The 25,266-nt window shown below is 41.9% G+C and carries 26 protein-coding genes and 2 pseudogenes; 11 read left to right on the forward strand and 17 right to left on the reverse strand.

Features of this window, described 5'->3' with window-relative positions; genetic code table 11:
• Window positions 1-4 precede the first annotated feature (4 nt).
• From CH373_RS02995 to tnpC, 5 genes are read left to right on the forward strand one after another with little or no spacing between them, the layout of a single operon-like run.
• A complete protein-coding gene (locus tag CH373_RS02995) occupies window positions 5-757 on the forward strand; it encodes a hypothetical protein (RefSeq protein WP_100712459.1) in 753 nt (250 codons plus the stop codon).
• Window positions 754-1,206 carry a hypothetical protein gene (locus CH373_RS03000; RefSeq protein ID WP_100712460.1) on the forward strand — a complete coding sequence of 151 codons (453 nt, stop codon included), beginning with the start codon at window positions 754-756 and terminating at the stop codon, window positions 1,204-1,206. Before CH373_RS02995 ends, CH373_RS03000 begins: the two co-directional genes overlap by 4 nt.
• A gap of 52 nt (window positions 1,207-1,258) precedes the next feature.
• Complete coding sequence (gene tnpA, locus CH373_RS18770) at window positions 1,259-1,546, forward strand: IS66 family insertion sequence element accessory protein TnpA (protein ID WP_100712461.1); 288 nt, start codon at window positions 1,259-1,261, stop codon at window positions 1,544-1,546.
• The gene (gene tnpB, locus CH373_RS03010) at window positions 1,543-1,890 is read left to right on the forward strand and encodes an IS66 family insertion sequence element accessory protein TnpB (protein WP_100712462.1); all 348 of its coding nucleotides are present in this window, start codon (window positions 1,543-1,545) and stop codon (window positions 1,888-1,890) included. The genes tnpA and tnpB overlap by 4 nt, the downstream gene beginning before the upstream one ends.
• A gap of 43 nt (window positions 1,891-1,933) precedes the next feature.
• Window positions 1,934-3,475 carry an IS66 family transposase gene (tnpC, locus tag CH373_RS03015; RefSeq protein ID WP_100712463.1) on the forward strand — a complete coding sequence of 514 codons (1,542 nt, stop codon included), beginning with the start codon at window positions 1,934-1,936 and terminating at the stop codon, window positions 3,473-3,475.
• Between the two features lie 236 nt (window positions 3,476-3,711).
• Here the strand turns inward: tnpC and CH373_RS03020 are convergent, their stop codons facing one another.
• Complete coding sequence (locus CH373_RS03020) at window positions 3,712-4,119, reverse strand: hypothetical protein (protein ID WP_100712464.1); 408 nt, start codon at window positions 4,117-4,119, stop codon at window positions 3,712-3,714.
• Between the two features lie 1,032 nt (window positions 4,120-5,151).
• Here CH373_RS03020 and CH373_RS03025 point away from each other — a divergent pair.
• On the forward strand, window positions 5,152-5,754 hold the full coding sequence (locus CH373_RS03025; protein WP_125169869.1) for a hypothetical protein: 603 nt from the start codon (window positions 5,152-5,154) through the stop codon (window positions 5,752-5,754).
• Window positions 5,755-5,786: 32 nt separating this feature from the next.
• Here the strand turns inward: CH373_RS03025 and CH373_RS03030 are convergent, their stop codons facing one another.
• The gene (locus CH373_RS03030) at window positions 5,787-7,034 is read right to left on the reverse strand and encodes a DDE-type integrase/transposase/recombinase (protein ID WP_100712466.1); all 1,248 of its coding nucleotides are present in this window, start codon (window positions 7,032-7,034) and stop codon (window positions 5,787-5,789) included.
• 461 nt (window positions 7,035-7,495) lie between these two features.
• Here CH373_RS03030 and CH373_RS18900 point away from each other — a divergent pair.
• A pseudogene (locus tag CH373_RS18900) lies at window positions 7,496-7,579 on the forward strand (AbrB/MazE/SpoVT family DNA-binding domain-containing protein); the annotation flags it as partial.
• A 47-nt stretch (window positions 7,580-7,626) separates the two neighbouring features.
• Here the strand turns inward: CH373_RS18900 and CH373_RS03040 are convergent.
• From CH373_RS03040 to CH373_RS03055, 3 genes and pseudogenes are all read right to left on the reverse strand, one after another.
• Window positions 7,627-8,166, reverse strand: a pseudogene (locus CH373_RS03040) (integrase core domain-containing protein); the annotation flags it as partial.
• Between the two features lie 908 nt (window positions 8,167-9,074).
• Window positions 9,075-9,488, reverse strand: a complete 414-nt coding sequence (locus CH373_RS03050; protein WP_100712467.1) for a GreA/GreB family elongation factor — start codon at window positions 9,486-9,488, stop codon at window positions 9,075-9,077.
• 6 nt (window positions 9,489-9,494) lie between these two features.
• Window positions 9,495-9,818, reverse strand: coding sequence for a hypothetical protein (locus CH373_RS03055; RefSeq protein WP_125169871.1), 324 nt, complete (start codon window positions 9,816-9,818; stop codon window positions 9,495-9,497).
• Window positions 9,819-9,837: 19 nt separating this feature from the next.
• Between CH373_RS03055 and CH373_RS03060 the strand changes: the two genes are divergently transcribed.
• Both CH373_RS03060 and CH373_RS03065 read left to right on the forward strand, forming a co-directional pair.
• A complete protein-coding gene (locus CH373_RS03060; protein WP_100712469.1) occupies window positions 9,838-10,413 on the forward strand; it encodes a hypothetical protein in 576 nt (191 codons plus the stop codon).
• A 101-nt stretch (window positions 10,414-10,514) separates the two neighbouring features.
• The gene (locus CH373_RS03065; protein ID WP_100712470.1) at window positions 10,515-11,045 is read left to right on the forward strand and encodes an SET domain-containing protein; all 531 of its coding nucleotides are present in this window, start codon (window positions 10,515-10,517) and stop codon (window positions 11,043-11,045) included.
• 58 nt (window positions 11,046-11,103) lie between these two features.
• On the opposite strand, the gene CH373_RS03070 is transcribed toward CH373_RS03065, so the two are convergent.
• From CH373_RS03070 to CH373_RS03100, 7 genes are all read right to left on the reverse strand, one after another.
• The gene (locus CH373_RS03070) at window positions 11,104-11,694 is read right to left on the reverse strand and encodes a DUF2179 domain-containing protein (RefSeq protein ID WP_100712471.1); all 591 of its coding nucleotides are present in this window, start codon (window positions 11,692-11,694) and stop codon (window positions 11,104-11,106) included.
• Between the two features lie 39 nt (window positions 11,695-11,733).
• Window positions 11,734-12,060: an LIC_10461 domain-containing protein gene (locus tag CH373_RS03075; RefSeq protein ID WP_100712472.1), complete on the reverse strand. Its 327-nt coding sequence runs from the start codon at window positions 12,058-12,060 to the stop codon at window positions 11,734-11,736.
• Entirely contained in the window at window positions 12,048-12,446 is a 399-nt protein-coding gene (locus CH373_RS03080; protein WP_100712594.1) for a Bor/Iss family lipoprotein, read from the reverse strand. The genes CH373_RS03075 and CH373_RS03080 overlap by 13 nt, the downstream gene beginning before the upstream one ends.
• Window positions 12,447-12,483: 37 nt before the next feature.
• On the reverse strand, window positions 12,484-17,328 hold the full coding sequence (locus CH373_RS03085) for a beta strand repeat-containing protein (RefSeq protein WP_100712473.1): 4,845 nt from the start codon (window positions 17,326-17,328) through the stop codon (window positions 12,484-12,486).
• Window positions 17,329-17,835: 507 nt separating this feature from the next.
• The gene (locus CH373_RS03090) at window positions 17,836-18,153 is read right to left on the reverse strand and encodes a Bor/Iss family lipoprotein (protein WP_100712474.1); all 318 of its coding nucleotides are present in this window, start codon (window positions 18,151-18,153) and stop codon (window positions 17,836-17,838) included.
• Window positions 18,141-18,521: a Bor/Iss family lipoprotein gene (locus tag CH373_RS03095; protein WP_423789745.1), complete on the reverse strand. Its 381-nt coding sequence runs from the start codon at window positions 18,519-18,521 to the stop codon at window positions 18,141-18,143. Before CH373_RS03095 ends, CH373_RS03090 begins: the two co-directional genes overlap by 13 nt.
• A complete protein-coding gene (locus CH373_RS03100; protein ID WP_125169873.1) occupies window positions 18,511-18,963 on the reverse strand; it encodes a hypothetical protein in 453 nt (150 codons plus the stop codon). Before CH373_RS03100 ends, CH373_RS03095 begins: the two co-directional genes overlap by 11 nt.
• A 483-nt stretch (window positions 18,964-19,446) precedes the next feature.
• On the opposite strand from CH373_RS03100, the gene ygiD reads away from it, so the two are divergent.
• Window positions 19,447-20,217, forward strand: coding sequence for a 4,5-DOPA-extradiol-dioxygenase (ygiD, locus tag CH373_RS03105; RefSeq protein ID WP_100712476.1), 771 nt, complete (start codon window positions 19,447-19,449; stop codon window positions 20,215-20,217).
• Between the two features lie 22 nt (window positions 20,218-20,239).
• On the opposite strand, the gene CH373_RS03110 is transcribed toward ygiD, so the two are convergent.
• The 4 genes from CH373_RS03110 to CH373_RS03125 form a co-directional block, all read right to left on the reverse strand.
• Entirely contained in the window at window positions 20,240-21,739 is a 1,500-nt protein-coding gene (locus CH373_RS03110; RefSeq protein WP_100712477.1) for an HTTM domain-containing protein, read from the reverse strand.
• Window positions 21,736-22,614, reverse strand: coding sequence for a DNA-processing protein DprA (locus CH373_RS03115; RefSeq protein ID WP_243393224.1), 879 nt, complete (start codon window positions 22,612-22,614; stop codon window positions 21,736-21,738). Before CH373_RS03115 ends, CH373_RS03110 begins: the two co-directional genes overlap by 4 nt.
• Before the next feature lie 133 nt (window positions 22,615-22,747).
• Window positions 22,748-23,587, reverse strand: coding sequence for a tetratricopeptide repeat protein (locus CH373_RS03120; protein WP_243393243.1), 840 nt, complete (start codon window positions 23,585-23,587; stop codon window positions 22,748-22,750).
• Between the two features lie 265 nt (window positions 23,588-23,852).
• Window positions 23,853-24,209, reverse strand: coding sequence for a DoxX family protein (locus tag CH373_RS03125; protein WP_100712480.1), 357 nt, complete (start codon window positions 24,207-24,209; stop codon window positions 23,853-23,855).
• Window positions 24,210-24,295: 86 nt separating this feature from the next.
• On the opposite strand from CH373_RS03125, the gene CH373_RS03130 reads away from it, so the two are divergent.
• A complete protein-coding gene (locus CH373_RS03130; protein WP_100712481.1) occupies window positions 24,296-24,730 on the forward strand; it encodes a GNAT family protein in 435 nt (144 codons plus the stop codon).
• A 49-nt stretch (window positions 24,731-24,779) separates the two neighbouring features.
• Here CH373_RS03130 and ispF read toward each other — a convergent pair whose 3' ends face one another.
• Window positions 24,780-25,262, reverse strand: coding sequence for a 2-C-methyl-D-erythritol 2,4-cyclodiphosphate synthase (gene ispF, locus CH373_RS03135; protein WP_100712482.1), 483 nt, complete (start codon window positions 25,260-25,262; stop codon window positions 24,780-24,782).
• Between the last annotated feature and the right edge of the window lie 4 nt (window positions 25,263-25,266).

Here is a 25,266-nt window from a genome sequence, read left to right on the forward strand (position 1 = left end):
CAGGATGAATCGTTATAACTTGTCGCTTACTTTAGGCTTAGTGCTCACTACTCTCTGCGTGGATGCCGAAACGAAAAAGCACGGAGATTTCGCTTATAATGAATTTGTGTATATTCCAATTGAGAAAATTATACGTTTGAAATTGGGAGAAGAAACGTTTGAAAGAATAGAGTCTTCCTTCGGAAAAAAAATTTATGCCGAAACGATTTATGGAGACTATACATTGCCGATTAAAATCGAGGGAAATTATTATCCTGTAGATCGCATTGTTAGCTATTTTGGAACTCTCTCTAATAAGTCTGAAAAAGACGATGGCAAAAATATCATCCGTAAGATCCAGACGGATGAAAGGCAAACCGTGAGTTTGTTTTTTTATAGAAATCAACTTATTGATTTTTCGGTGTATCAGGAAGTGAGAATTGGGCCAAAGGGAAAGAATATAGTACTAGGTAAGAATGCAACGAAAGACGTTTTAGAAAAACATAGAAAAAGAAAAGGTCATATCGGATGGCTTTGGCCAGAAGCTTATTGTGATGGAAAATACTATTACACGAAGAGTGGGCAATTGGAAAAGCTCAAGGAAGATTATTGGGTAGCTCATGCGGAACCTTGTGCCTGGGAATCACCTGACTTTGAGAATGAGCTTAAAAAAGACGGCTATTACGAGCGGAAAAAGGAAATGGACTCAGGGGATTTTTCTTACTTAAAGAAGGTGCAGGCAAAAGCGAAAAAGTGGGTAGAAGTTCCAGGGACTTGAACCTCTCTCCTCCTTCCTCCCTTTTTATCTTAGCGGGTATTTTCGTATTCGTTTCCTGCCTTACAGATCCGGTTTGGAAATTGCGGGATGAAGAGAGACAATCCAGAATTCCGAGGTCGGAGGCATCGAGCCGTTTCTATGCGGCCGTGGTCTTGAAAAGTGGAAGTTGCCCTTCTGCATACCAGGCAGGAATCCAATACGGTGGCGTGATGACCATGGGGGAGGTGGACTGCACGGACGAAACCTTTTTGGAGTCGGTGAAGGAGCTTAGAAGTTGTGAGTCAAGATACAGCTTCATAGACGGCGGATCTTTAAACACCTGCTTGGAAGAAGTTTTTTTAACCCCTTGCGAATCTTTCAGCTATTCAGCTTCGAATTCGGTCCCGTTACTTTATTTTCCGGTATGTTCGGAAGTTTTTAAAACGAATCCATTGCGAGATTACTTGTAGGTAAGCGCCTAATCAAACACACCTTTTCCTAATCCGCAAAACGTGGTAATCTATCCCCGATGAAAAAACGGATATTGATTGGGAAAAGGAATTTGAAGACTTTTCAAAAAGCGGCCTTTCTCAGCCGCAATATTGCAGAGAAAAGCAGATCAAGTATTCGACGTTTCGCTACCATTGGGAAAGACGATCTAAAAATCAGAACAAAGACAGCTTCGTGGAAGTTCCTAGCTCAGTCGTAAATGGTATCTCTCCTTCAGGGTCTGAGTTTTTGACTCTAAAAATAGATTCCTCGGGCAAGGCTTCGCTACAAGTGAACCTCCAGTTTAGTCTTGATCTATGAAGCTAAATCCTGGTAATAGAAAGGTATATTTACGACCTGGAGTCACCGATTTAAGGAAATCGATTAATACACTTGCTATCATCGTAGAAGGCAAGATGAAAAAGGATCTATATTCGGAGAGCCTATTTCTATTTTGTAATCGTAAGAAAGATAAACTCAAAATGCTCTACTGGGACAAGAGCGGATTTTGCCTTTGGCAAAAGAGATTGGAGGAGAGTAAATTTCCTTGGCCGAACTCGGAGGAAGAGGTTCGAAAAATCTCCGTAGAGAGACTTCATTGGCTCTTGAACGGTATTGATTTCTTTAAAGAACATAAGAAATTAAAATATAAGAAAGTAAGCTGAAACAGGTTGACTAATTTTTGAGTAAGAATGAAATCTAAACGCCGTGTCTTTGGATATAAATGCATTGCCGAATGATTTAGAAGAACTCAAGAAAATTATTATATTCCAAAGGCAAAAAGAAGCGGAGCACCTCGACCAAATTGAACGTTTAAAGATCCAGTTATTCGGCAGAAGGACTGAGAAATGGAGTCAAATCGAAATAGAGCAGGGGTCTTTATTTAATGAAATAGAAAGTTCTCTTCAAGAAGATTCGCCGGATCCGAAGGAAGTAAGTCTTTTCACTCCAGTCAAAAGCCACACGAGAAAGAAGACGGGAAGACAGCCATTTCCCGACTACTTTCCCAGAATCGAAATTTTACACGATATTCCAAAGACCGAAAAATCTTGCTCTTGCGGGTATGAGCTTACTCGTATTGGAGAAGAAAAGTCGGAGAAGCTGGACATTATTCCTGCTAAAGTCCAGGTAGAAGTACATATTCGTCCTAAGTATGCATGCAAGCATTGCGAAGGGACTTCCAATGAAAGTCTTCCAGTTGTCAAAATAGCTTCGGTTCCAAATCAGATTGCCGAGAAGAGTATGCTTTCTTCTGGATTCTTAGCCTACACACTTACTCAAAAGTTTGCGGATGCTCTTCCATTCTACAGACAAGTAGGAATTCTTCAGAGATCCGGAGTAGATATCTCTAGAACGACTTTGTCAAATACCGCAATCCAAGTTTATGAAAAGATTTCTCCAATGATCGAAGATGTAAGAGAGGAGCTTTTCAAGTCAAAGTATTTGCAAATTGACGAGACTGTGCTCCAAGTATTGAACGAGCCTGGGAAATCTAACATTTCTAAATCATACATGTGGGTGATTCGAGGATTTATCCGAGAAAGGCCAGTAGTATTATATCACTACGAACCGAGTCGCAGTGCCAAATTTTTAGAGGAATGGATTTCAGATTTCGAAGGAATTATCCAAACAGACGGTTTTGAATCTTATGATTCTTTATTAAAAGTAAAACCAAAGATTCTTCATGCCGGATGCTGGAATCATGCTCGAAGGCGATTCTTCGAAATTCTAAAGATAGATTCCAAGAACGCTCAAGCTGAATGGATCGTAAAAGAAATCGGTAAGCTCTACGCAATCGAGTCGAAGGCTAAAGAAGCAAATCTAAATTCGGAAGAGCATCTTAGACTTCGACAATCCGAATCTATGTTGGTCGTTAATGAGATCCGTTCCTGGATGAATAAACGCATCATAGAAGTTGCTCCAAAATCTTCGATGGGCAAGGCTCTTAGTTATCTCGCAGGTCAGTGGGAGAAACTTCTTATCTTTTTGGATCATCCGGAATTGCAATTAGATACGAATCTGGTCGAGAATGATATTCGTCCTTTCGTAGTAGGAAGAAAGAATTGGCTCTTCTCTGGTTGCCCAGGTGGAGCTACTGCCAGTGCAGGATTCTATTCTTTAGTGCAAAATGCGAAGATTTCTGGAGCGGATCCTTACGCATACTTACGAGATTTATTTAAGTCTTGGGAAATGGAGCCGAGGAATCTTTCCCGTCAGGATTTACCGCAATTCGCGGTGACATGTGTTTGATTAGGCGCTTATGTAAGTTCTTTCCAGAAAGCAGCGAAGCCAATTGAAACGACATCCTCACAAGAAGGAGGATGTCGTTCCTTAGAATTATCAAGCACCTGGCGAATTACTGGCCGATACTTCCTAATGCGCGCAAGAAAAATTTTGCATACTTAAAGATATGTATTTGTATTCGGATTTTGAAATGCTAAGCAATTGCCATCCCTTAAGGTTAAATAAAGAAATTTTACTACTGCTTAGCAGTTGATCGCAGCGCTAATGATTTGGCAGGTGCTAGTCCCGCCTGGTCTCACATTAGAAGCATCTGTAGAATTACCGCAAATTGGTGTCTCGATCTGACCACTATCTATAGCGCGTATCGAATACACTGCATTAGCTGGAACTTGAACAGTGGTAGTATTACTTGCATCTGTCATTGTGAAGGGGGCAACTATAACTGTACCTGTGCAACCTTGACCAGAATAAACGGTTACCGAAATGGAGGCCGAATTATTAACAGAAGTAGTTGATTTAAAAATCTCAATGCTATGAGGCAGTGCGCCGGTAAGTGCTACAAAAAGGGCGGTATTGTCCGTTTTTTTCTCATCCCCACAGCTCCAAAGAAGGGCGGCTAAGATAGGCAATAGAAGTAAGGTTTTTTTCATAGAAATAGATACCTGAATATCGTTGAATTAATATATAAATAATCCAATAGGGACGTGAGTCGAGCCATATTTTGTTATAAAAGAGCGAAGTAACATGGCCGAAAGACTCGAAAGAAATCAAAAAAAGGGCTCAGAATCTGAACCCTATTAATGGTCTTTGGAATGTTGAATGTTCTTAATTTCTTCAGAAACTGAATTCATAGTACATTACATTACCTTGTTATAATAAAAGAATAAATTATAAAGAGTCTCGGAAACTTGTTTCCGAAGAAAAGCCAAACCCGGGTTCCAAAATAATCAATAGCAAGATCTTTTTAAGAACCTTCGAATCCAATACTAATGATAGGCAAAAGTATCTACACTATTCTCGTTACGAAGAATAAACAGTAGCGAAAAGGAAAGAAAAGATCGTTCCATATTAACAAAAGAGTTAAGAAGAGCATGAAGCGAGATATTAGAAATCTATTTATTTGAATAGTCTTATGTGGCTTGATAGGAAAGATAAGAAACGAATTGATAAATAAAGTGGCAGGAACTAATGAGGAGTTAGCAACAACTGGTATATAAAAAAGAAATAACCAAAACTAATTTGACTGAAAGTAAGTATGACTCTAAACTATACAAATCAAATCTGTAATATATAGATTTGTAATTCTTAACTAGGAATGGTTCCAGCTGCACCGGCGGTGCAGCTGGATGCAGTAAACTGTAAGAGATCGCTCATTGACAACGATTCTTTAAGAAAGCGAGAGCAGACTTTAGGAAGAAATAAAGCGCCAGGGATCGTAGCGGAAATACGGCGATGCACCATGATTAAAACGATTGAGTCGTGCATAAAGGAAGCGTAATGGTGCTTCGCTGATTGAGCGTAGAGCCCGGTCCGGTGAAGCCGGAGGCGACAAGCAAGAATCGCCGAGAATTAGACAGGAAACGAGAAACGCATTCACGAAGAGTGAGCCAGGAAGGCTCACGTCCCGTAGCTCGTCACAGGAAGTGACGGCGGAGGGCGAGGGAAGCGGTTCTTGTTTCCGAATGAGCTCAAGAGAACAGTGGGATGAATGGAGGGTCGACTTCCGAAAAGAAGCCAAAGTAGGAGAAGAAGCCCACCTAAGGGAAATAGAAAAAGCGCTGAAAGAGAAGACGCGCTGGGAAACAGATTTTCTATCTACGATGAAAGATCAGGATGATAGCACCGTACTCCGAGATGCATATAACCAAATCCAAGGAATGGTAGAAAGCTTTGGTGGAACATTGCCAACCGGAGTTTCCGTAAATCTCAACGCCAACACTATACTGAATTCCGTCCTTGCAAATAGTCCGAGCAAGTTCGACGAACGAACAATCAGCCAAGGCGCAACCCAAGACGTACAGTTCTTTATCAACCAATTGCAAACAACGAAGCTAGATGAAAAGAACGTAAAAGCATTTGAACAACTCAGAAACGAGATGGACGAACACTCGCAAAAGATGGTGGTACTTCAGACACTAGATTCTCTCTACTCTATACCAAAAGCCTACGAAGAAACAATTAAGAGTGCCAACGAAGACCTGCACAAACAACTAAGAACAGTGCAGAATCCGCGCAAAACCTTAAAAACAAGGTGCGGAAATCCGGCCACCATTAAAGAGGGATAAACAGTGCTGCATACTCTATACATTAAGATTACTTAACACTCATGGCAATGGTTGTTTTGATTCACTTGCACTCGCTTTGTAGCGGCGTCTTTGATTTGAGTAGAGAATCTGAACTTGTCGGGTATGGCTCCGGCTAAAACTTCGTTGGGAGTAAAACCGAAAAGAACACCGTTAGGCCTGGAATTAAATTCAGGAACAGCTTTCTCTAAAGTTTTTTGGACGTCCTGGATCGAGAATGGTTTGCTTGGAAATAAAAATTCGTATTTCATTTTCTTGTTCACTGCTTCGATCATACTATTTGAAAAAATAATATCGACCTGCGCAGTCAACTTACGAATAGAAACTCCAGGCTCTAAAAGGAAGTTGTTTACTGCTCCAGCGTTTTCGGATCCGTCGTCACATAAAAGGTGTAGCGGTTTGTAGAAAAGATCAAATTTATGACAGACTTCTTTGAGGTTCAACATGGTGTTTTTCGAATTCCATTGTAGGGAAGTTTTCCATCCTAGAATTGCTCGAGAAAAATTATCCATTATAAAATGGATATATACTCTTGAGCCATCCAAAGTCCTTAAGAGCGTTGTGTCCATATGGAGAAGCTGTAAAGAAGAATTCGCTCGAATGCCTATCTTATGTTTTTGCTTTCGAATTATTTTCCTAAAAGGAAAGAGGATTCTTACGTATTTGTAAAAAGTGCTAATGCTGAAAAACGCGTTTTCGTCGTTCAATATTTTGTAAAAAATGGAGCGAAGCGGCCAATTTCCAAATTGAGGATTTTTTACATAGGAGGAGATGGTTTTCTGTTCTTCTGAACTGAGTTGTCTCTGATTCTTTTTTCGGCAAAGAGCCAACGGTGACAAATTACAAGGCACTTCGTTTTTCCATCTGTAATATCTTTGGAGAGAGATTTTCATAAGCTGACAGGAGCGTTTTACTCCGAAGGCCGGTGAGATGCTCTGTATGATGGAGATGATTTTTTGTTTTTGTTCGTTCCATATTCTTCTCTTGCCGCGAAGATTTTCTACCAGAGATGCATAGAATGAATAAACACGAAAAATTGATCGTAAGACTTTCTTAAAGTTTTGACTATCCATCATCTTTTGAAACAGCTCGGCTTGTCCGCAGTTTGGATCTTCGTCGAATCCTACAATTTTGGACAGGTTTCTCTTTTTCCAGTCCTGCTGAGTAGATTTAGGAATAGCTTTTCTTTCTCTTGGAGTGAGGAGGTTTAGCTGCGTTTTAAAAATCAGTGTAGTATGGTAGCTGTTTTTAGACTTTTTCATATTCCTCCTTTTCTTAAGTGGGGCCTTTGAAATGAAAAGCCAGGAGGGAGTCTTGAGCAAATTAAATATTAGAAAATTAGTTTGTAATATTTAATTTTTTTAATCACTTCGGGTGGTGCAATGGGGAGGCGATTATTTTTAATTGAAATGTTTAATGCTTCAGTGAATTTACAAAACATTAGTATATTATTATATAATAAAATTACAGAATTGAAAATCTATATAATTTATTTTCATTTATCATCTTTTGTTTTTTTGCGAAAGGTGAGATAAATTGACTAGTTCTGACAAAAGCAGGCAACTTTATTTTTGAAGATGCGGAAAGAGTGGTTGCGTTAACGGAGGGGAAGCCCTGTGTTTAAGCGAACTTGCAGGCCTTGGTCGTTTAGACGCAAAAGCCTTAAAAATACTCCTTGACTTGGTAATACTATTGTATATACTTTATTGTTACGGAGGTTTTTATGATTAAAAAACTCATACAACACGGTAATAGTTCAGCTCTTATAATCGAAAAGCCTATCCTTGAGCTCCTAAATATTACTTCAGCCTCGCAAAAACTAACGTAACAGAGAATTTTTCGATTAATTTTTATTCAGAATGATTGACCGAGGATATAAGAACTTCTTCCTGTAGAAGGCACGGGGGTGTCCTTTTCTAAGGCTAAATGGGTTCTGTGATGATTATAAAAATGAATGAATTCATCTAAATTTCTTAATAAATGGTATTCATTTATTGGAATGAAGAAGTCTAGAAATTCGTTTCTACAAGTTTTAATCCATCGTTCCGCATCGCAGTTTTGCCAAGGAGAGCGTGGGGCTGTTTTTTTATGTTTGATACCTAATCTTTCTAAATAGGTTGTAAATCGTCTTCCGAAGAGAGGATCATTATCCGAAAGAAAATAGCGAAAGTCTTTACCGCAGCGTTTCCTTATAGCAAATTTCAGAACTTTTCTCATCCATTTTGTGGTGGGATTCGTGTGGATATCGAAATGAAGAATCTTTCTTGTTCCAATATGCAAAAAGAAAACGACCCGAAAAATCTGACGAAAATTCGCAGAATAGACTGTAACAGTATCCGAGACAATCATTGCATCCGCATGTAGGCCATAAAACTGTTTCCATTGAATTCTCTTTTAGAAGAAGCTGGGGCCACCGGTTTTTCGATGACTGTCAGGTGAATACTATCTCAGCACAGAAACTGCAGTAACTGTTTTTATTTTTTTGAAAGAACTCTCCTTTTCTAAACGAGACAGGGTTATCCTTCTCGATCTTTACTTTCTTTCCGAATTCTTCCTTTAATACATCAAGAAGTTTTTCTGGAATTTCACCTATGACTCTCACTTCAGTAAGGGGCGTTTTCACGACTACCAACATAATACACCTCAATCACTATTGACCCTTTCACATATTCCCAGCAAGCGACCCAGCTATATGATAAATGACAGTGATATTTATTTTTCCCTAAGGGAGAGAAGTTTGGCCAATTTTTCTAATCGGTCCTGAAACTTCGAGTTCTCGCAATAGAGTAGCATACTTTCTCTTTTCCAGAGCTGGAAGTTCAAGGGCTCCTTTAGGTCACTTCCTCTTCTCTATAACTTTAAGAGGCATTTATAATAATAGAATGTTACCAAATTTGATAACAGTGTCAATATGAATTCTGATTCTATTTGATAGATTTGAGGCGTGAATCTATTAAGAGGACCGAGACGTTCAGAAAATTTCGTGATTTTCTTCATTCATTGGTAACAGCTTCTTAAAGTATGAAGGACCGGGATAAAATAGAAAAAAGAAGCAAGGTCGAGCCGGGTTCCGGGCTTCGCAGGAAAGAAGCTCCCGGCGAGGGGGTAGCGGAAGGCGCGAATAACGCGACTGTAGCGAGGGGGAGTCATCCTCCATTCGACTTGTTAGTAGCTAATCACTAACAAGTGAAGCTTGGCAGAGCTTAGGGATTAAAAAAACGAGTTATTGTTAGGTGTTTATTGTAAAAGTCACGGAATTAGATACATTTTATAAATGGAAGAATAAAGGTCTGATTCACAGATTAAAGGTGAAAATGATCTGACGCCGCTGGTTGGTAAAGCAACTCCTGAACTCTCAGATACTTTTCTCCTCCTGCGAAAGGCCATCGGACCACTTCACCTACTCTTATCCCAATCAAAGCGGTTCCATGAGGTGATAACACTGAAATTTTTCCCTCTTTTGGCTCAAAGTCCTCCGGATAGACCAAAGTGAATTGATAGGCCTTTGCATCTCCTATGTCTTTCAGCACAAATTTAGAGTTCATCGTTATGAGGTCTTGTGGCACTTCTTTTGGATCGATCTTCTTTGCTTTAGAAAGTTCCTTCTTGAGTAATTGAAGTGTGGGTTGGTGCGAAGCTTCCGGCTTTTCAGGACTTTCTATTTTAGAAAGAATCCTTTGGTGATCTTGCTTAGATACGATTCTCTTTCCATTCATAGGCGTTCACCTCGCAAAAGATGGGTAAAAATTAGATCCGAAATCTATACTCATAGCAAATACGCTCAAGCCGTTTTTCAAAATTTGGTTTTTTCGAATTCTTCTGTTCTTTCTATGAGACATAGTGGACTGTAAGAATGAGATTTGTGTCGTAGCTGTGGCGTTTTTTCTAAGAAAGTAAGTTAGGAAAATTAGATTATTGTAATATACTTTTTTGGTCGGAACTCCTTCTGGGATAACCGGGAGTTTGTCCTCGTGCAATGTGAATTTTTTCCTTCTCACATTCGATACTTTGCCGAGAATAATACTATACAAAAGAATAGATATCATATAAGCAGGAATCCAAGTCATGCTGTTTACTTTGATTTCACTTTCCAAAGACCGACCGATTCGTCTGTTGAGATGGTTGTTCAAAATCACCAAAAGAAAAATTCAACCGGTCATCATCCTGCCCAAGGGTAGTCTGGGTATGGAGGAAGCTCTCAAGTTGGGTCGGGTCCTGAGGGAAGTCTCAGATCTAGAACATCCAATCATTCTCGGTTTTGCAGAATCGCTCACGCAAGCCGACGCTTTTTGCAAACAAATTTCGGACGGCAAGTTGGGAATGACCTCCCCCAGAATTTTGCCGGTCTTAGTGAATGCGACTCGCATGGGCTTGGACGGAGAAGGAAGAGATTTTTCCCAGCAATTGGAGGGTCTTCTGGAAAAATGGAATAATAACTTTGGTCTAACCTGCTTTTTGGAGTTCGGAAGAGACTCTTCTCGTATTTCCGAGGCCAGCTCTAGAACATCTCTCTTTACTCATTCCAACTTCGTATTCGAGCTGGGGACTCAAGGACTTCGTCGTCTAAAGAGAGAAGGAGCCTTGGCCGTGGAATGGAGGGAAAAATTCGGCTGGCTACCTTCTTTGTTTTTCCACGACTAGGTAGAGACATTTCTTTATTTTAATTGAAGTTTTTTCGATCCTAGTCTTGACTGATAAAAATTTTGCCCCCGCCAAATTGGGGAAGAGCAGGTTGATCTTGCATGATCGAAAGACGCACGAACAAGTTCGGGGAGAACGGGATTTTCGCCTCGGCGCCCATAGCTAAGGGTACTCTATTATTCAGCTATAGCGAGTGGATCGAGGACGAAGAGTTCGGCTGGAGCGTACTATCAGTACCTGAAGTCGAAGCCCTACCCGAATCCGAGAGGGAAATCTTCATGAAATACGGATATGACGTGGATTTTGGACTGATGACCGGTCCGAGTGGATCCGAATTCGTCGTAAACAACTCCAATTTCATGAATCATTCTTGTAACCCAAACATGTGGTACGACCAAAACGATAATATCATAGCAAAGAGGGACATCGAAGTAGGAGAGGAGCTTACCATTGATTACGCAAATTTCGTGGTAAACTTTGACCAGACCTTCGAGTGTCGTTGTGGTGCTCAGTCTTGTCGAAAATTCATCCGTAAGGATGATTGGAAGTTGCTGCTGCCAGACTATAATTTAAACTTTCCGGCCTTTATGCATAAGGAGATCCGAAAGTTTTTAATCAAGGTTCCAGCTTAGCTTTCTTTGGAAAAATGAGCCCGGGGTCCACCCCGGGCTTTTCTTTTTCTAGAGAATCCTATTTTCGGATTCTCGATTGTCTTCTCCACAGGATGTTAGCGAAGGCAGCCACATCCGTCTCTCCTTCCTCCCAGAGTCCTGGATCGCTCGTTTTTCTCGCATTCTCGACCGTATAAAACGCACCAGGAGCCGTTTCTCCTACTAGAGCTAGGGCCACTGGAACATCTTTTCTGCGGAGCAGGGAAAGGATCACTTTTACCGGTCCCCTGGAGCCCGTAGCTTCCAAGCAGGTTGTCCTAAATCCGGCTTTCGTTAAGTTTCTAACGATTTCTTCCCCTTTATTTGGAACGATGATCCGAATCAGAGAAAGGCCTATGGCTAACTTTTCTTCCACGATCATCCCGAGATAGGTTCCCGTAGCAAATCCACCAGCGTAAGCTACGTAACAGAGCACGTTGTTTAGATTTTTCATAATTTGGGTAATTACGATCAACCAGAGCAAAACTTCCAGAAATCCAAGGCCTGCTGCCAGAAGCTTTCTTTCCTTTGAAATCAGGATGATTCGAACCGTACCGATGCTAACGTCGGTTACCCTTGCTAGATAAATGCCGATTGGCAGAACAATATAATCGAAGACCCAGCTAGGCATGTAAATCTCTTAGACTGGGTCCAATAATACGACGGAGCGTTATTTCTTACAATAAATCTCTACGGTCTTTCTGGTGTAGACTCCGCCGATCAGAATATGGATCACAGAGTCCCAGACTCCCGTAGTCATGACCACCTCTGGATAATTCGCCCCACCGGGACAAGAAATCTCTTGTGCAGGAGAACTTGGGTAAATTCCGAATACATAACTTCCCTGATTCAGCTTCTCCTCCGGTGGAGAATGTTTCTCAGTGTTTGCAACAGGAATCACCGGCTCCTTATAAATCACCGCAGTACTGTGGCAATTTAGGACTAGGAAGATCAGAATCGAACCTAAGATTGTGCTTTTGCGGATCAAGGATAACATTCTACCTCCACAGTCTGAGGAGAATACACTCCCAGACTTACCTGTTCCCATATTGCGTTCGTAGTAGAAGTGTACTGGTGGACCAATTTAGGTCCATCCGGACAGTACTGTGAGGTGTCTAGCACCTGAATTCCAGGATAGAGTCCAAAAAAGTAATAGTCTTGTTTAATTTTGTGTACCGATCCGGAACTGGATTGCTGGTTCGTATCTCTGGCATCCAAGGCTCTCCTGCATTCCCTAGAACTAGGATAGATTCTGCAAGCTTCTGGTGGAAGTTGCGGATAACGCACCCACGCATGCCTGCATCCTTCTGATAGGATTGCTACCAAGATTAGAAATCCGAAGATTCCTAAAATCTTTGCTCTCTTTTTTGCTGCTGGATTCATAACGATTACTCCCGGTTCTTTTTGTTTCTTCTCCTGCCTATTCATTTTGTTGCCTATATACACGAACTGGAACTCCATTCTTACCCGCGCTTACGTACAGATAATTCACACCACCCACTGGAACAGAAGTAGCAGAGAAGATCTGTTTGATATTCGTAGCGTCTCCCAGTCCGTTTCCTCCGATTTTTGTCCAGGAAGAAGAAGAGGATCCTGGGTTGGTGTCACCAGTCCTCCAAACCTGGATTCCGGTAGTCGGGTTATCGAATCCTACATACAGGTATGCGCCGTTCTTGACCACCATGGTGATCGTTCTGTTGGTATCTTCCCCAAAGTTGGTGTTTCCGGTTCCGTCATCTCCAACCACAGACCAGTCACCTGCGTCGCATGTATCCGTGCCTCCGCTCGTTTCTGGTACGCATTTCCAAAGCTGAGCCCTTCGGTTTGTATCAGTTCCGTCTGTACAGCCTGCAATTGTAGTAATGCCTGTTCGGAAGGTAGTCGCAGTGGACTGGGTTACTTGGCAGGTAGTCCTTGTCACATACAAGTTTCCGTTGTACTGAGCAAACATTGAGAATGCTTTATCTCCTGGAATCAAATCGAAGAACTTCGTGAGTTCCAAAGAGTAGCGATTTGAAGTTCCGGGGGAAGAGTTGTACCATTTAGCATTTGTCCTTGGTCCCACTTCCGTCCAGTTTGTGCAGGTGTTTATCGCCGAACAAGCCGTAGTTGGATCTGCGCCTGTGGAGCGGATAATCGATCCGTTGTGATCTAGTTTATGGTGTCCGCCGTTTGCAGCATAAATAAAGTTCCGGAACACAAAGATGGAATCTACCCCAATATAGTAACCCCAGTTCGGACTTGTGTTATCCGTACCAGCTGATCCTCCTCCAAAGAACGACAAGAAGTCGATTCTCACTCTTCTTCCTTTGGTTCCGTCGTTAGCGTCGCAGCTAGTGCCAATCGTACAATTCCCAGTTCCGGAATCCGCAGAATTGAAAGTAACGAATCCGAAGTCAGGTGCGTTGGATTCTCCGGTATTCTCTTTCGCAAATCCTACAAATACTCGGTTATTTAGTACTCCGATGGAAGAAGTTCCAGCGGTCACGGTTCCAGTGATCGTTCCCAAATCGATGTATTTGAAATCTAAGCTGGAATCTATATCGGAGCTATAATACAGATAATCGAAATTTTGACCAGAACGAGCGGCCGCGATGAATATATTCGGAGTGCTGCCTAACATTCCAGTCGCGAACACTCCTCTTCCATCCTCGTTATCCGGCCCGCATCCAGTAGAAAGGTTCGCGTTGTTTTGAGTACAACCTGAGTGTCCCAAAGTAACATAAGGTGGCACAGTAATAGAACCGTCTCGAGTGGTTGCAGTGTTTCCGCTCGTTCCAGAGTTAGAATTATCAGTGTCTTTTGCAAAGGTGAATTGAATCGACTCAGGAGAAGATCCGTCATACTGGAATCTTGTAGCCGCATTACCCAGAACATTCGGACCGATATAGATCTTACCGTTGTAATCAGTTAGATATCCAAAGGAGGAATTATCTGCGAACGGATCCGTGCTGATCGGCCCATCATTGAAATTCACTGGGGAACTTCCGCAGCCTAAGAATGTAGCCCTATCTCTTGGAGATGATTGCACATTTTCAGAATCCGCCGAATCCCGGAGAGATCCAAAGGTGGAGTTATCAAATCCGTCTCCGTCCAGACCGTTTGCAACTGTGACTTGGTACTGGGCACCTGATTGCAGCAAGCTATGAGACAAACACACCTTAGAAGTATCCGCAGCCGCTCCACCGCAAACAGTTCCATCCAAAATTCTTGCCTGGGTAATATCTCCCAAATTCGAAGTTCCAGAGAGTTTGAATCTCTTGGCACACTGGATCGCAGAAGTACATTCCGCAGAGCCATCGACGTTATTTCCGACCTTCACAGGTTTAGAGAAGTTAACGATTACTTGAGATGTGGACGAACAAGAAGCAGAGCTTACTTTTAGCTGTTCCAATCCCACAAAATCAGCGTTATTCGGACAACCCAAGGAGTTCGGGCTTGGAGCCAAATCTTGGATGCCGATCTTATTTACGACCAACGTATAATTCGTTCCTGAATTTTGAGAAGATCCTAAAGTCAGAGTGTACACGGAACCGGTTCCACTAACGGAGGACACCGAAATCGCGGAACTAGAAGAGAAGTTACTATTGTTCGAGCAAGTACCGGTCATTCCCGAAGTAAGAACAACTTTATAATTCGAAGCAGTGGTTGCTTGGGTAGAATTCACCGGTTCCGAGAAAGTTACTTTGATTGTTGTCGGAGTTAAAGACACGACGTTTGTAACTGTCGGAGCAGTCGTATCCAGGGTCGCTACCGTCAATACGGTACTTCCAGTAATGGATCCAAAAGTCGCGGTGATCGTACTTGTTCCCGCGATCACACCTGTAGCTCGACCCTGGGTTCCGGGAGCATTACTGATCGTAGCGACTCCGTTACTGCTCGGAGACCAAGTTACCTGAGTAGTCAAATCATTGGTGGTAGAATCGGTGTAGGTACCAGTTGCGCTAAAGTCTTGGGTCTGGCTTGTAAAGATCGATGGGTTGGTTGGTGAAACTGCAATTGAGACCAACTCTTTCGCCGTCACTTGTAGTTGAGTGCTTCCTGTTACTGTTCCCAATTGAGCAGAGATTGTAGTGGTTCCGACCGCTTTGGAACTAGCAACTCCTCTGGTTGGATCTGCATTGCTGATTTCCGCAGTTGCGGTGCTACTAGAATCCCAAGTGACTTGAGTAGTAATATCGAGAGTGTTATTATCCGAATAGGTTCCCATTGCAGTATAAGGTTTTGTTAAACCTTTGGCAACACTCGCGTTGATCGGAGTCACTTGAATGCTGTCTAATTCTGCTGCGGTGACTGTTACAAGAGTACTCGGACTCTCTACGGATCCTAGCTTCGCTTTGATTTGAGCAGTGCCTAGTACTAAAGCAGTTAATTTTCCTTTCGTGCCAGGATCATTGCTAATCTGAGCATTCGTAGTGTCCGTAGATGACCAAGTAACTTGATCAGTGATAGTCGGAGTACTTCCGTCGGTGTAGTGGCCCGTTGCGGTAAAGTTTTGATTTCTGCCTTTGGCGATACTTAGAGTAGGAGAAGGTGCAATCGTGATGTCCAAAAGCTCTTCTGTTGTAACCGTAAGTACACTAATAGGAGAAGTGACTGAGCCTAAAGTAGCTGTGATGTTCGTAGCACCTACGATCTTGGTTGTAGCAATTCCTTCAGAGCCGCCTGCGTTGCTGATTTCCGCTACGCTTTGATTCGAGGAATTCCAAGTAACTAGAGTAGTCAAAGTCTGAGTGGAAGTATCCGAATAGGTTCCGGTTGCAGAGAAGGTTTTTGTTAAACCTTTCGCTACACTTGGATTCGTAGGATCTACTTGTATCGAAACTAGAATCGGAGCGGCTACTATGATATCCGCAAAGCCGCTGTTTGCTCCGAGTGTAGCTGTTATCCTTGCAGTGCCAGTGCTTCCGTTATTAGGAGAATTAACTCTTTTCTTAGGTCCGGCAGTTAAGACTCCTAATTGTAAAATAGAAGAACTCGAGGTGTTCCAAGATACTTGGTCCGAAACGTTTTGATTTGTGCCATCCGAAAAAATTGCGGTCGCGGTCACTAACGTATTGGTTCCTTTTGGAATTGAAGAATCATCCGCATGTACTTCTATTGAATCGATTACCGCAGCTGTGACAGTGAATGTGACACTAGCGGAAATTCCACCGATCTCTGCTTGGACGCTAGTACTTCCTACCTTTTTTGCGGTAGCGCGACCGTGCAGACCTGCACCGTTTGCTACATCTACAACCAAGTCGTCACCGCTCGACCAAGTAACTTGGTCGGTAATAGGTGTGGTAGTACCGTCGGACATATTTCCGGTAGCGATCATATTTTCGATTCTACCTTTCGCAATGCTTGGTGCAGCGGGAGTAATCGTGATCGTTTCCAATACTGCCGGAGTTACGGTTACATTAGTTTGATTGCTGACCGTGCCCAGAGTTGCAATTACCTCGGTTCCACCTTCGGACTGAGTAGACAAGAATCCAGAAGTAGAGATTGTCGCGATTCCACCATTTCCAGTACTCCATGTTACAGAACCAGTAATATCCACATTTGAGTTGTCACTATAAGTTCCGGTCGCGGTGTACTGTTGTTTTTTCCCCAATGGAAGCGATTTGTTTGTCGGAGTGACTGCGAGCGAAACCAAAGTAGCTGTACTGACGGTAATAGGTAAGAGTGCGGTGAAGCCGTGGTACTTTGCACGTATTTGAGTAGAGCCTGCATCAACTGCAGTTACCAATCCATTTGAATCGACTGTGGCTTTACTCGAATCCAGAGTGTCCCATTGAGCTGCTGGATCCGTAGTCAGATTCTGGTTTGTCCCATCCGCAAAATTCCCGGTGAGAGTACATTGCCTAGTAATTCCTTTGGGAAGGTTCCCTGTCTCTGCGCAGGTAAGATTCGTACCGATCAAAGGAGCAGGTGTGACAGTCAGTGTAAACTGTGCAGTCTTCCCCTGGAATTCGATTTTTACTTTCGCAACACCTACTGCTTTTCCCTTCGCATTTGCCTTGGAAACAAATTCGATGATATTTGCGTCTGAGGAAGACCAACTTGCTTCAGTTGTAATGTCTTGATTTGTGCCGTCGGAATAAATGGCTGTTGCTTTGAGAGAAAGAGTCGTAGTTTTCGCAAAGCTATCTGCAGTGGAAGAAATCTCTATTCTTGAAAGTTCTGGCGGATTGTCTCCACCCGGTAAAAACATTAAGGACTTACCGCCTCCTTTTTTGCCCGCTGCAAGTCCGGCGGCGACCGTGAAGAGAGGCCAAGCCATACAGTTTTGTAAAGTTCCTAATAAGATGATGGAGCAAATAACTTTTTTTACGGAATAAACAGAATGAATGCGCGTGATCATAGAGGAACTCTTTTTGTGAAAATGATAGCTGATTAGCGATCAATATATCGGAAGACTCTCGTTTGTCAATGGGGATTAAATATTAATAAATTGACATACACTTTCGTCGTGATGAGAGAGAAAACGTAAGTCGCATTTAAGAAAAAAATAATGTAAAAGGATTATTTCGAACCAAATACGAATTATCGCTTATAGTCAGTTTGGTGTTAGTCGAAGTAGTAGTTTCAAAACTACTACCTTTGTTCATCTCTTACAGGATGGCTCTGCGATGTGCAACGGACTGCAGTGCAATTGTAATCCAAATCTTTGCTTAAGTTTAAAGCACTCAAAACAAAGAAGAAACGCTAATGCAAAAAGTCTAAGTCAGTTTTCAAGAAATGAAATTTGTGTGATTGGGAAAGAGATCTGAGGCTCTGGAGATATTTACTATTTTTTGCAATACACTTCTACAGTCTTCGTAGTATAAACTCCGCCGATCAGTACATGCATTAGAGCGTCGCGAAAACTAGTGATCATTTTCACTTCGGGAGTTCCGCTGGGACAAGAAATATCGGGAGCCGATTCCGAAGGGTAAATTCCTACAAGATAGCTGCCTTGTCTAAAGGTGCGATCAGGCGAAAAAGTCTGCTCCTTTGAAACAGAATCAGGAGTTCCGGATTCTTTGTGCACAACAACTGTGGTATGGCAATTCAGTGTCAATATGAGGCAAGAGAATAGTGCTAGTGTTTTACTTAAGGATAACATTCTACCTCCAAGGTTTGCGGAGAATAGATTCCGAGGCTAAGTTGTTCATACAATCCATCGGAAAAAGAAGTGTACTGATGCACTACCTTAGGCCCTTCGGGGCAATAATTCGCAGTATCCAGGACCCTCGCTGCAGGATAGAAACCCATTAAGTAATAGGTTTGTTGCACCTTGTGCACTTGTCCTTTTTGTTCCGTGATCGAATTCCTAAGTTCTAATGCTTTTTTGCACTCTCTGGAACTAGGATAAATCTTACAAGACTCAGGCGGGGCCTGAGCGTATCTAACCCATGCGTGTCTGCAGTTACCGAAAAACATTACTAGAAAAATCGGTAGTGCGAAGATTGCATGCTTCTTACTATTCCGCAATTTCCTCTCCCCAAGATAATAAGACGAAAGGATCTCCTCTGCCGTTTCTTTGGATCGATGAAAATACTCGATAAGAGATCGGTTCTATACCTGGACTATGTTCCTTCGTGAGTACAATCGCATAGTCTCCTTTGCGGATCGGGTTGATCTCCGTTTCACAAAAGATCATTCCTTGCATTGGCTTTTGAATACATGGGAATCTCTCATCCATCCACCAGCTCTTCTTTACTAGATAAGCGACCAAACCTGAGTGATCCGTGGAGATCTCCATTCTAAACTTGATATTCTCTGCGACTTTCAGCCTGAATCTATATTCGAGGCTATTCTCGCTTAGTTTACCGTCGATACTTGCTTGGTAAGGAGAGAATTCTGCCTGGGGAACTTTTTGAAACTGCAAAGGTTCCGAAATAGAAGCCTGCTTACAATGAAAAAGCAGGAACAAAATGAATCCACAGATTGAAACTAGGAAGGTTCTTGTTAAAAAAATTGGCCGAATCTTTCCACGGAAATCGGATCCTTTCCGAGATGAAAATGGCTGGTCTGCTGGATCCAATTTTTTTGAGTCAAGTTCGCTTTGTTTATCTTTTGGTGCCACGCAATACTTTCCTTATAAGACGATGTATTCTTCGGCAGTATTTCAAAAAATATTAACTTTGATTCTAAGGATTTTAATGCCGAAATCGTGCCTTACATTCTGACATTGTTAAGAGACAAAAGAAAATATTGAACGTTAGTCGTTGTTGCCCTGACAACAGTTAAATCTATTTTATTGCCCGAGCAATATTCTGGTTTATTAGCAAAAAAGGCTTTGGTCCGATGTTCTCAAATTTGAACCAGCCACTAAACTCGGATTAACTCTAATTCTACACCAAACGCCCAAATAATTTGTTTGCCTAAATACAGGAGTGACCGCTTTACTAAAACTATGATGCCCGTACTTTTTATTGGTCATGGCTCCCCGATGAATGCGACTCAAAAAAATTCTTATACAAAGAATTTGGAAAACCTTGTGTCGAAGTTGAAAGAGCCAAAAGCGATTCTTGTCATTTCTGCGCATTGGCAGAGTCGCGGGACCTTCGTAACTTCGGCAAAAGCGCCGGAGCAGATTTATGACTTTTATGGATTTCCTAAAGAGCTTTATGAGATAGAGTACCACCCTCCGGGCAATCCTGAGTTGGCAAAAGAAATTGCAGAATTCCTAAAGCACGATGGTGCCTTGACCACGGAAGAATGGGGACTGGATCACGGAGCTTGGGCTGTCTTGCTACATATTTATCCGAAAGCAGAGATTCCTGTTTTGCAACTGAGCATGGATATAAATCTGAGCCCTGAAGAAAAAATGGAAATCGGAAGCAAATTGCACGAACTCAGAAAGAAGGATGTATTGATTTTAGGTAGCGGAAATATAGTCCATAATCTGAGATTGGCCGACTTTCATCACCCGGAAATTCCTCCTTACGAATGGGCAATCGAGTTTGACAGATATGTTCGGGAAGCTTTAATTGAAAGAAATGATTTAGCTATTTTAGAATATTCTAAAGTAGGAGAGGCTGCAAAATTATCCGTACCTACGACCGAACACTTCGATCCTATTTTTTACGTTTTGGGGTCAATGGGAAGGGACGAAAAAATCGAATTCATACACGAAGGGTTCGAGCATAAATCGATTTCGATGAGAAGCTTTATGAGCATTTAACTCTGAGGCATTTTTAGATAGCTTAGTCTTCCGGAAGGATCCAATCTTTATGCAAAAATCCTTCTTCTACCTTCATTAAGTCCCTCTTTGGATCGATAAAAATCCTGCTTCTTTTTCCGTTCAAGGAAACGGTAACATCTGCGAAAACGGCAACCGAATCGCCGGTTCTTTCCATTTCGAGTTTTCCGATATAGTGAGCGAATTGCAGGATCAGATCCGGCTGTGTGCTCATCATTGTTTTTTGCATTTCGGACAGATACGTTTCCGGAAGAACGAACTGTTGTTCGCCTGTTCTTAGGTTTAAAACTCTAAACGATGCAATTCCATTTTTTTGGATCAGCATGATATGCCATGCAAATCGAAATCCCTGTTCGGTCCAAAGATGATTTCCAGGGTAAAGAAAGTGACGGACCGGAAGAAATAACTGAAGCGATACGTAGGAAATCCAAAATCCTGCAGCTAATCTCGGTGGGAAAGAAAGCAGATGCGGGAGGCGAGAACTCAGATTATGGCCCCAAGCATTCAGATTTTCGAATACACTTAAAATCTTAAGTATTAGTTTTCCAAAACGGTATCTAATTCTAAACGGAAGTTTTTCCCAGACAAAATAAAATAAATTCCTTGGTCCACCGTAAGGGAATAGCACTCTTCTTTTTAAGAAATTTCGCAGTTTCAAGGGCCAAGAAGGGGATAGAAATAAGGTGGCATTGCAAATCATCACCCAAGGGAACATTCCGATTGGGAAGAGTCTCCAAGTGATCAAATGAAAGATCAGAACCAGGCTATATCCGAAAAGCTTAAACCGTTTACTTAAAAGTAAAAAGGGGACAAATAGATCAAAAAACAAACCGAGATAACTGAATAAATATCCGGCAATTGGCATTGAAAAGAAGCTACCCAAAATCGGAAAATCAGTGTTTCGCAGGAGCCAAATCCTGAGTGGTTGAGCTTGAAATAACCAGTCCGGAACAATCTTTGCTAAACCTCCGAAAAAATATACGCATCCGATTTGGAATCTCAGAATCCAAAGTCCCCAGGTAGGAATTCTTGGAACTGTCCATCTACCTTGACGAAACGATTCCAAAAAGTGAGAGACAGATAGACTTTTATCCGCAGGTATCCAGAAAAGGATCCAGAGAAGAAGCGCGATCAAGTAGTAGTGGTTTAAATATACTGTTACATCTATTAAATTAAAATAAACAAACCCGAAGAAATAAATTACGATACAAGCTCGATAAAGAACTCCAAGAGCGATTCCGATCGAACACAAAGCTAATAAAAAGAACAGTGGATAGAGTAACCAAGCCGGTAAAACATGTACCCAGGAGAATCCAAAAAACTTAAAGTGAAACGATGGATTCAAAAAGTATTTCGGCAACCATCCGTAGACAAGATATCTAAGAGTGAGAATCAGTAATAGAATTCCGAAAACGAATCTATAAATTCCTACCGACCAGGCAGGAGAAGTTCCCTTTAGATGTAGCTTTGATTTTTGGATAAAAGATTTTATTGCTTCGATCATCGGTCTGGCTCCGGCGCGGTTTGTCGGAAAAAGCCTTGTCCTAAATGTTTCCAACTGCCATCGGATTCCATTTTTGAAAATTGGGCAAGCATTCTGGAAACCCCTTCAAATTCATTGGGAAGTTGTTCGTTAAAATGAAATATGTTAGTGCCGAAATCGGATTCTAAAAATGTAAACTGATTTGCTCCATCTAACAACAGTTTTCTTCCTCCAGCATTCGAGATCTGATCCGGATGATCGAAAATGTAGACTTCTCGATTTTGTTCGATTGCATTTGCAGCCGAAGAAAGCGCCCCACTTTTTTCAGGGGCTTCGAGCACTAGAAGGCGATCGCTTATTCCGGTGATAATTCTGTTTCTTCGCGGAAAGGCATACTTTCTTACTAAGAAGCCAGGAGGATATTCGGTAAGGATCGCAGTTTTAGAACCTTGCTTAAGCTTTTTGTAAAGTAATTTGTTAGAGGGAGGATATTCCATTTCCGGCCCGGTTCCCATCACGCCAATAACCGCAAGATCGCTTTCCAGGGCCGCTTGCATCACAGCTGCGTCCACCCCTGCCGCCAGTCCAGAAACAACTCCGTCATACCCACAAGCTTTCAAATCTTTTGGAAGAATTTTGGAGGCTGCAATTGTGATAGGAGAGGGCTTTCTTGTTCCGACCACGGAAATATGACAGCCTTTCAAAACTTCTGAGTTCCCGATGCAAAATAGATTGGCTGGAGGATCGTAGATTTCCTTTAACAGGCTTGGGTAATGAGGATGGTAAAAATCGATGACCTTGGCATTCCACTTTATAAGTTCCGATTTGACCAGATTTGAAAATGCATCGGCTTCCTTCTTGGTTTTTTCGGAAAGCAAAGGGACGATTTTTCTCAAGACTTCCTGGCACGAATTGGAATCCTTCAAAAGCTTAGAGCGAGTCAATACTGAGAATATTTTGGGAAAGGAAAGAGATAAAAAGTCTTGGATAAAATCCTCCCAAAGAAAGAAAAATAGCCGAATAAAGTTCTTATTTTTCGAGTTGGTCTATTTGTCTCAAATTTTCTAGAACATTCTTGTAAGAGTCATTTTCTTCTAATTCTTCCTTCACAAATCCGTCTTTTTTTAAACTTTCGATTGTAGATTTGATTTGGAGGTACTCCTGTTTTGCTTCCTGGACTTTTCCCAACCTAAAATAAAAGTTTGCTAATGTAAATTTTGTCGGAACGTTGCGAGGTTCTTTTTTTAGAATCGATTCCAAAATTACGAATGCCTTGTCTTGGTCGTGAAATCCAGCATTGATTCCTTCCCATGAAGAGTCAGACATGGAGGAGTCGAAATAAATCAATGCAAGCTGGAAGGGGAATCTAGAATCTCTCGGATCTTGTCGGGACAATGCCTGAAAAATTTCGATTGCAGATTGTCTTCGCACTGGTTCCCAGCCTCGATCCTTGGAGGCGTTTGCATAAGCCAACCCAGTTTCGAATAGAAGTTGTTGGTCCACAGGCATTTGGATCAAAGCTCGATCAAAATATGGAAGTGCAGATTCAAAGAAGTGCACATCTGCGCCGATCACTTCTACCTTCTTTCCTTCCGAGTTTTCGTGAATTGCTTTATTATAATATTTTGTGGCAAGATCATAGTCTCCAATCTTCATATATCCTTGCGCGATTTTCCAGCTCAGGGCGCCGGCCGATCTTGTCTTGCTTGCAAGAGCTCGAATCTTTTTTTCCAGTTCCACGATTTCTGCTTCGTCCATGGAAAGTCTCTCTTTCCACGCTTCCAAATCTTCTACAGTGGGTGGCTTATCTCCCTTTTTAAGATTGAACTTGCTAATGTTTTTGCAGTCACCGTAGATCAAGATGGTCATTAGAAGAACTAGAAACCTACGCATTAATAGGACCCTCGAGGATGAAATGAATTTTTGAAGTATACGGTTCTCCCGAGATAACGGTTCGTCGACGGAAATTAAAAGTATTTTGGAAAAAATGATTCGAAGAGGGGTACTTTTTAGTGAAAAGTCCCCGCCCTTCCTGGGCGGGGGCCGGTGCGGTGGAAGTCCGCCCCTTACCAAAAACTTGCTTTGTTTGCAAGTGAAATTTGGTTAAGATGTAGGACCTCCTACAGGAATCTCTCTAATCGTTATCTTTAGAAATTCCGGAGATAATCAATGCTGCTCCGATTAAAGCAACGTCTTTTAGCAAGGTAACTTCGGCATAAGGAACCTTATTGATTACGTTAGGCACGTGAATCGTCGCGACAAAGATTCCGATCAGAATTGCCAAAAGCAATGTTGCCAGTTTTGTTTTCTTATTTATAAAAATACTAACCGCCGCAGCAATCAGTGCAAGCCCGGTAACATAGACCCAAATTACTCCGCCTGGAATAAAAGCTGGAACCATACCGGCCATTTTTTCTCCATTTGCCAAGTGGCTGAGACCGAAAATGAGCATTACAGCTCCGTAAATGTACTTACCGATGTTCTTTACCATTTAAATCCTCCTCAAAACAATAGCGACGTGCAATAACGACTGATGATTGTGGCTTCGATTTTAGAGCTTCGCAAGGAGAAAAAGAATTGCCTGATAGAAAAAAAAATTTACTTCCGATGGGATGGAGAATTGCGACAGGAAAAGATCTAGAGTTACTTTTTGAAATGGAAAAGATTTGTTTTCCTCAGACTCATTGGACGATACAGAACATTCAGGATCACCTAACAGACAAATCCGCTTGGGTTTTTCCGGGATTAGGTTATTTGCTTTTTATAGAAATCGAATCGGAAAGGGAACTTTTGCGAATCGGAATTCTGCCGCATAAACGAAGATTAGGCGAAGCAGAAAAGGCTCTAACGGCGATGTGCAATGGAGCGAAAAAAACATTTCTGGAGGTCGAGTCTTCGAATGTTTCCGCTAGAAATTTATATGCGAAAGTCGGACTAAAAGAAATCGGAGTGAGAAAATCCTACTACGGACCTGGAAAAGACGCGGTTCTTATGGAATATTCCACAGAATAATCTGTTACGTCGAAAATCTAATTTTCCTCCCGGAGAATTCACTGAGTACTTAAACTTTTTGTAATAGAACCACACAGCTCGCTCCGACTCCTTCGCTTCTGCCTAGGGCGCCCATTTTTTCCGTAGTCGTAGCTTTGATAGAAACTGAATCTGGATTTTTTCCTACAAGTTTTGCCAAAGATTTTTGGATCGTTTCCCTATGCGGCGCGATCTTTGGCTTTTCCCCCAAAATCGTGCAGTCTAGGTTTAGTATGCTATAACCTCTTTCCTTCATGAGATCCAGAGACTTTTGTAGAATCAGCTTAGAATCTAGGTTTTTATATTTCGGATCTGTATCCGGAAAGTATTGTCCGATATCTCCCAATCCAAGAGCCCCTAGGATCGCATCGGCTAATGCATGTAATATGATATCGGCGTCGGAATGTCCTACCAATGCATATTCCGAATCGATGATCGCTCCCCCCAGAATTAGGGGGCGATTCGGGTTGTTTTCCAACCTATGAAAATCTAATCCTTGTCCAATTCGAAACATTCTT

This window comes from Leptospira perolatii (assembly GCF_002811875.1).
In the GTDB taxonomy this organism is placed as follows: Bacteria; Spirochaetota; Leptospiria; order Leptospirales; family Leptospiraceae; genus Leptospira_B; species Leptospira_B perolatii.

Excerpts from the sequence above, each read along its gene's own strand:
- CH373_RS03060 (WP_100712469.1), top strand. The coding sequence starts at position 9,838 with ATGCTGTTTACTTTGATTTCACTTTCCAAAGACCGACCGATTCGTCTG.
- CH373_RS03085 (WP_100712473.1), bottom strand. The coding sequence starts at position 17,328 with ATGGCTTGGCCTCTCTTCACGGTCGCCGCCGGACTTGCAGCGGGCAAA.
- ispF (WP_100712482.1), bottom strand. The coding sequence starts at position 25,262 with ATGTTTCGAATTGGACAAGGATTAGATTTTCATAGGTTGGAAAACAAC.
- CH373_RS03070 (WP_100712471.1), bottom strand. The coding sequence starts at position 11,694 with ATGCCTAGCTGGGTCTTCGATTATATTGTTCTGCCAATCGGCATTTAT.
- CH373_RS03075 (WP_100712472.1), bottom strand. The coding sequence starts at position 12,060 with ATGTTATCCTTGATCCGCAAAAGCACAATCTTAGGTTCGATTCTGATC.
- CH373_RS03110 (WP_100712477.1), bottom strand. The coding sequence starts at position 21,739 with ATGATCGAAGCAATAAAATCTTTTATCCAAAAATCAAAGCTACATCTA.
- CH373_RS03055 (WP_125169871.1), bottom strand. The coding sequence starts at position 9,818 with ATGATATCTATTCTTTTGTATAGTATTATTCTCGGCAAAGTATCGAAT.
- CH373_RS02995 (WP_100712459.1), top strand. The coding sequence starts at position 5 with ATGAATCGTTATAACTTGTCGCTTACTTTAGGCTTAGTGCTCACTACT.
- ygiD (WP_100712476.1), top strand. The coding sequence starts at position 19,447 with ATGATGCCCGTACTTTTTATTGGTCATGGCTCCCCGATGAATGCGACT.
- CH373_RS03025 (WP_125169869.1), top strand. The coding sequence starts at position 5,152 with ATGAGCTCAAGAGAACAGTGGGATGAATGGAGGGTCGACTTCCGAAAA.
- CH373_RS03120 (WP_243393243.1), bottom strand. The coding sequence starts at position 23,587 with ATGACCATCTTGATCTACGGTGACTGCAAAAACATTAGCAAGTTCAAT.
- CH373_RS03065 (WP_100712470.1), top strand. The coding sequence starts at position 10,515 with ATGATCGAAAGACGCACGAACAAGTTCGGGGAGAACGGGATTTTCGCC.
- CH373_RS03080 (WP_100712594.1), bottom strand. The coding sequence starts at position 12,446 with ATGAATCCAGCAGCAAAAAAGAGAGCAAAGATTTTAGGAATCTTCGGA.
- CH373_RS03020 (WP_100712464.1), bottom strand. The coding sequence starts at position 4,119 with ATGAAAAAAACCTTACTTCTATTGCCTATCTTAGCCGCCCTTCTTTGG.
- CH373_RS03125 (WP_100712480.1), bottom strand. The coding sequence starts at position 24,209 with ATGGTAAAGAACATCGGTAAGTACATTTACGGAGCTGTAATGCTCATT.
- tnpB (WP_100712462.1), top strand. The coding sequence starts at position 1,543 with ATGAAGCTAAATCCTGGTAATAGAAAGGTATATTTACGACCTGGAGTC.
- CH373_RS03050 (WP_100712467.1), bottom strand. The coding sequence starts at position 9,488 with ATGAATGGAAAGAGAATCGTATCTAAGCAAGATCACCAAAGGATTCTT.
- CH373_RS03030 (WP_100712466.1), bottom strand. The coding sequence starts at position 7,034 with ATGAAAAAGTCTAAAAACAGCTACCATACTACACTGATTTTTAAAACG.
- CH373_RS03090 (WP_100712474.1), bottom strand. The coding sequence starts at position 18,153 with ATGTTATCCTTAAGTAAAACACTAGCACTATTCTCTTGCCTCATATTG.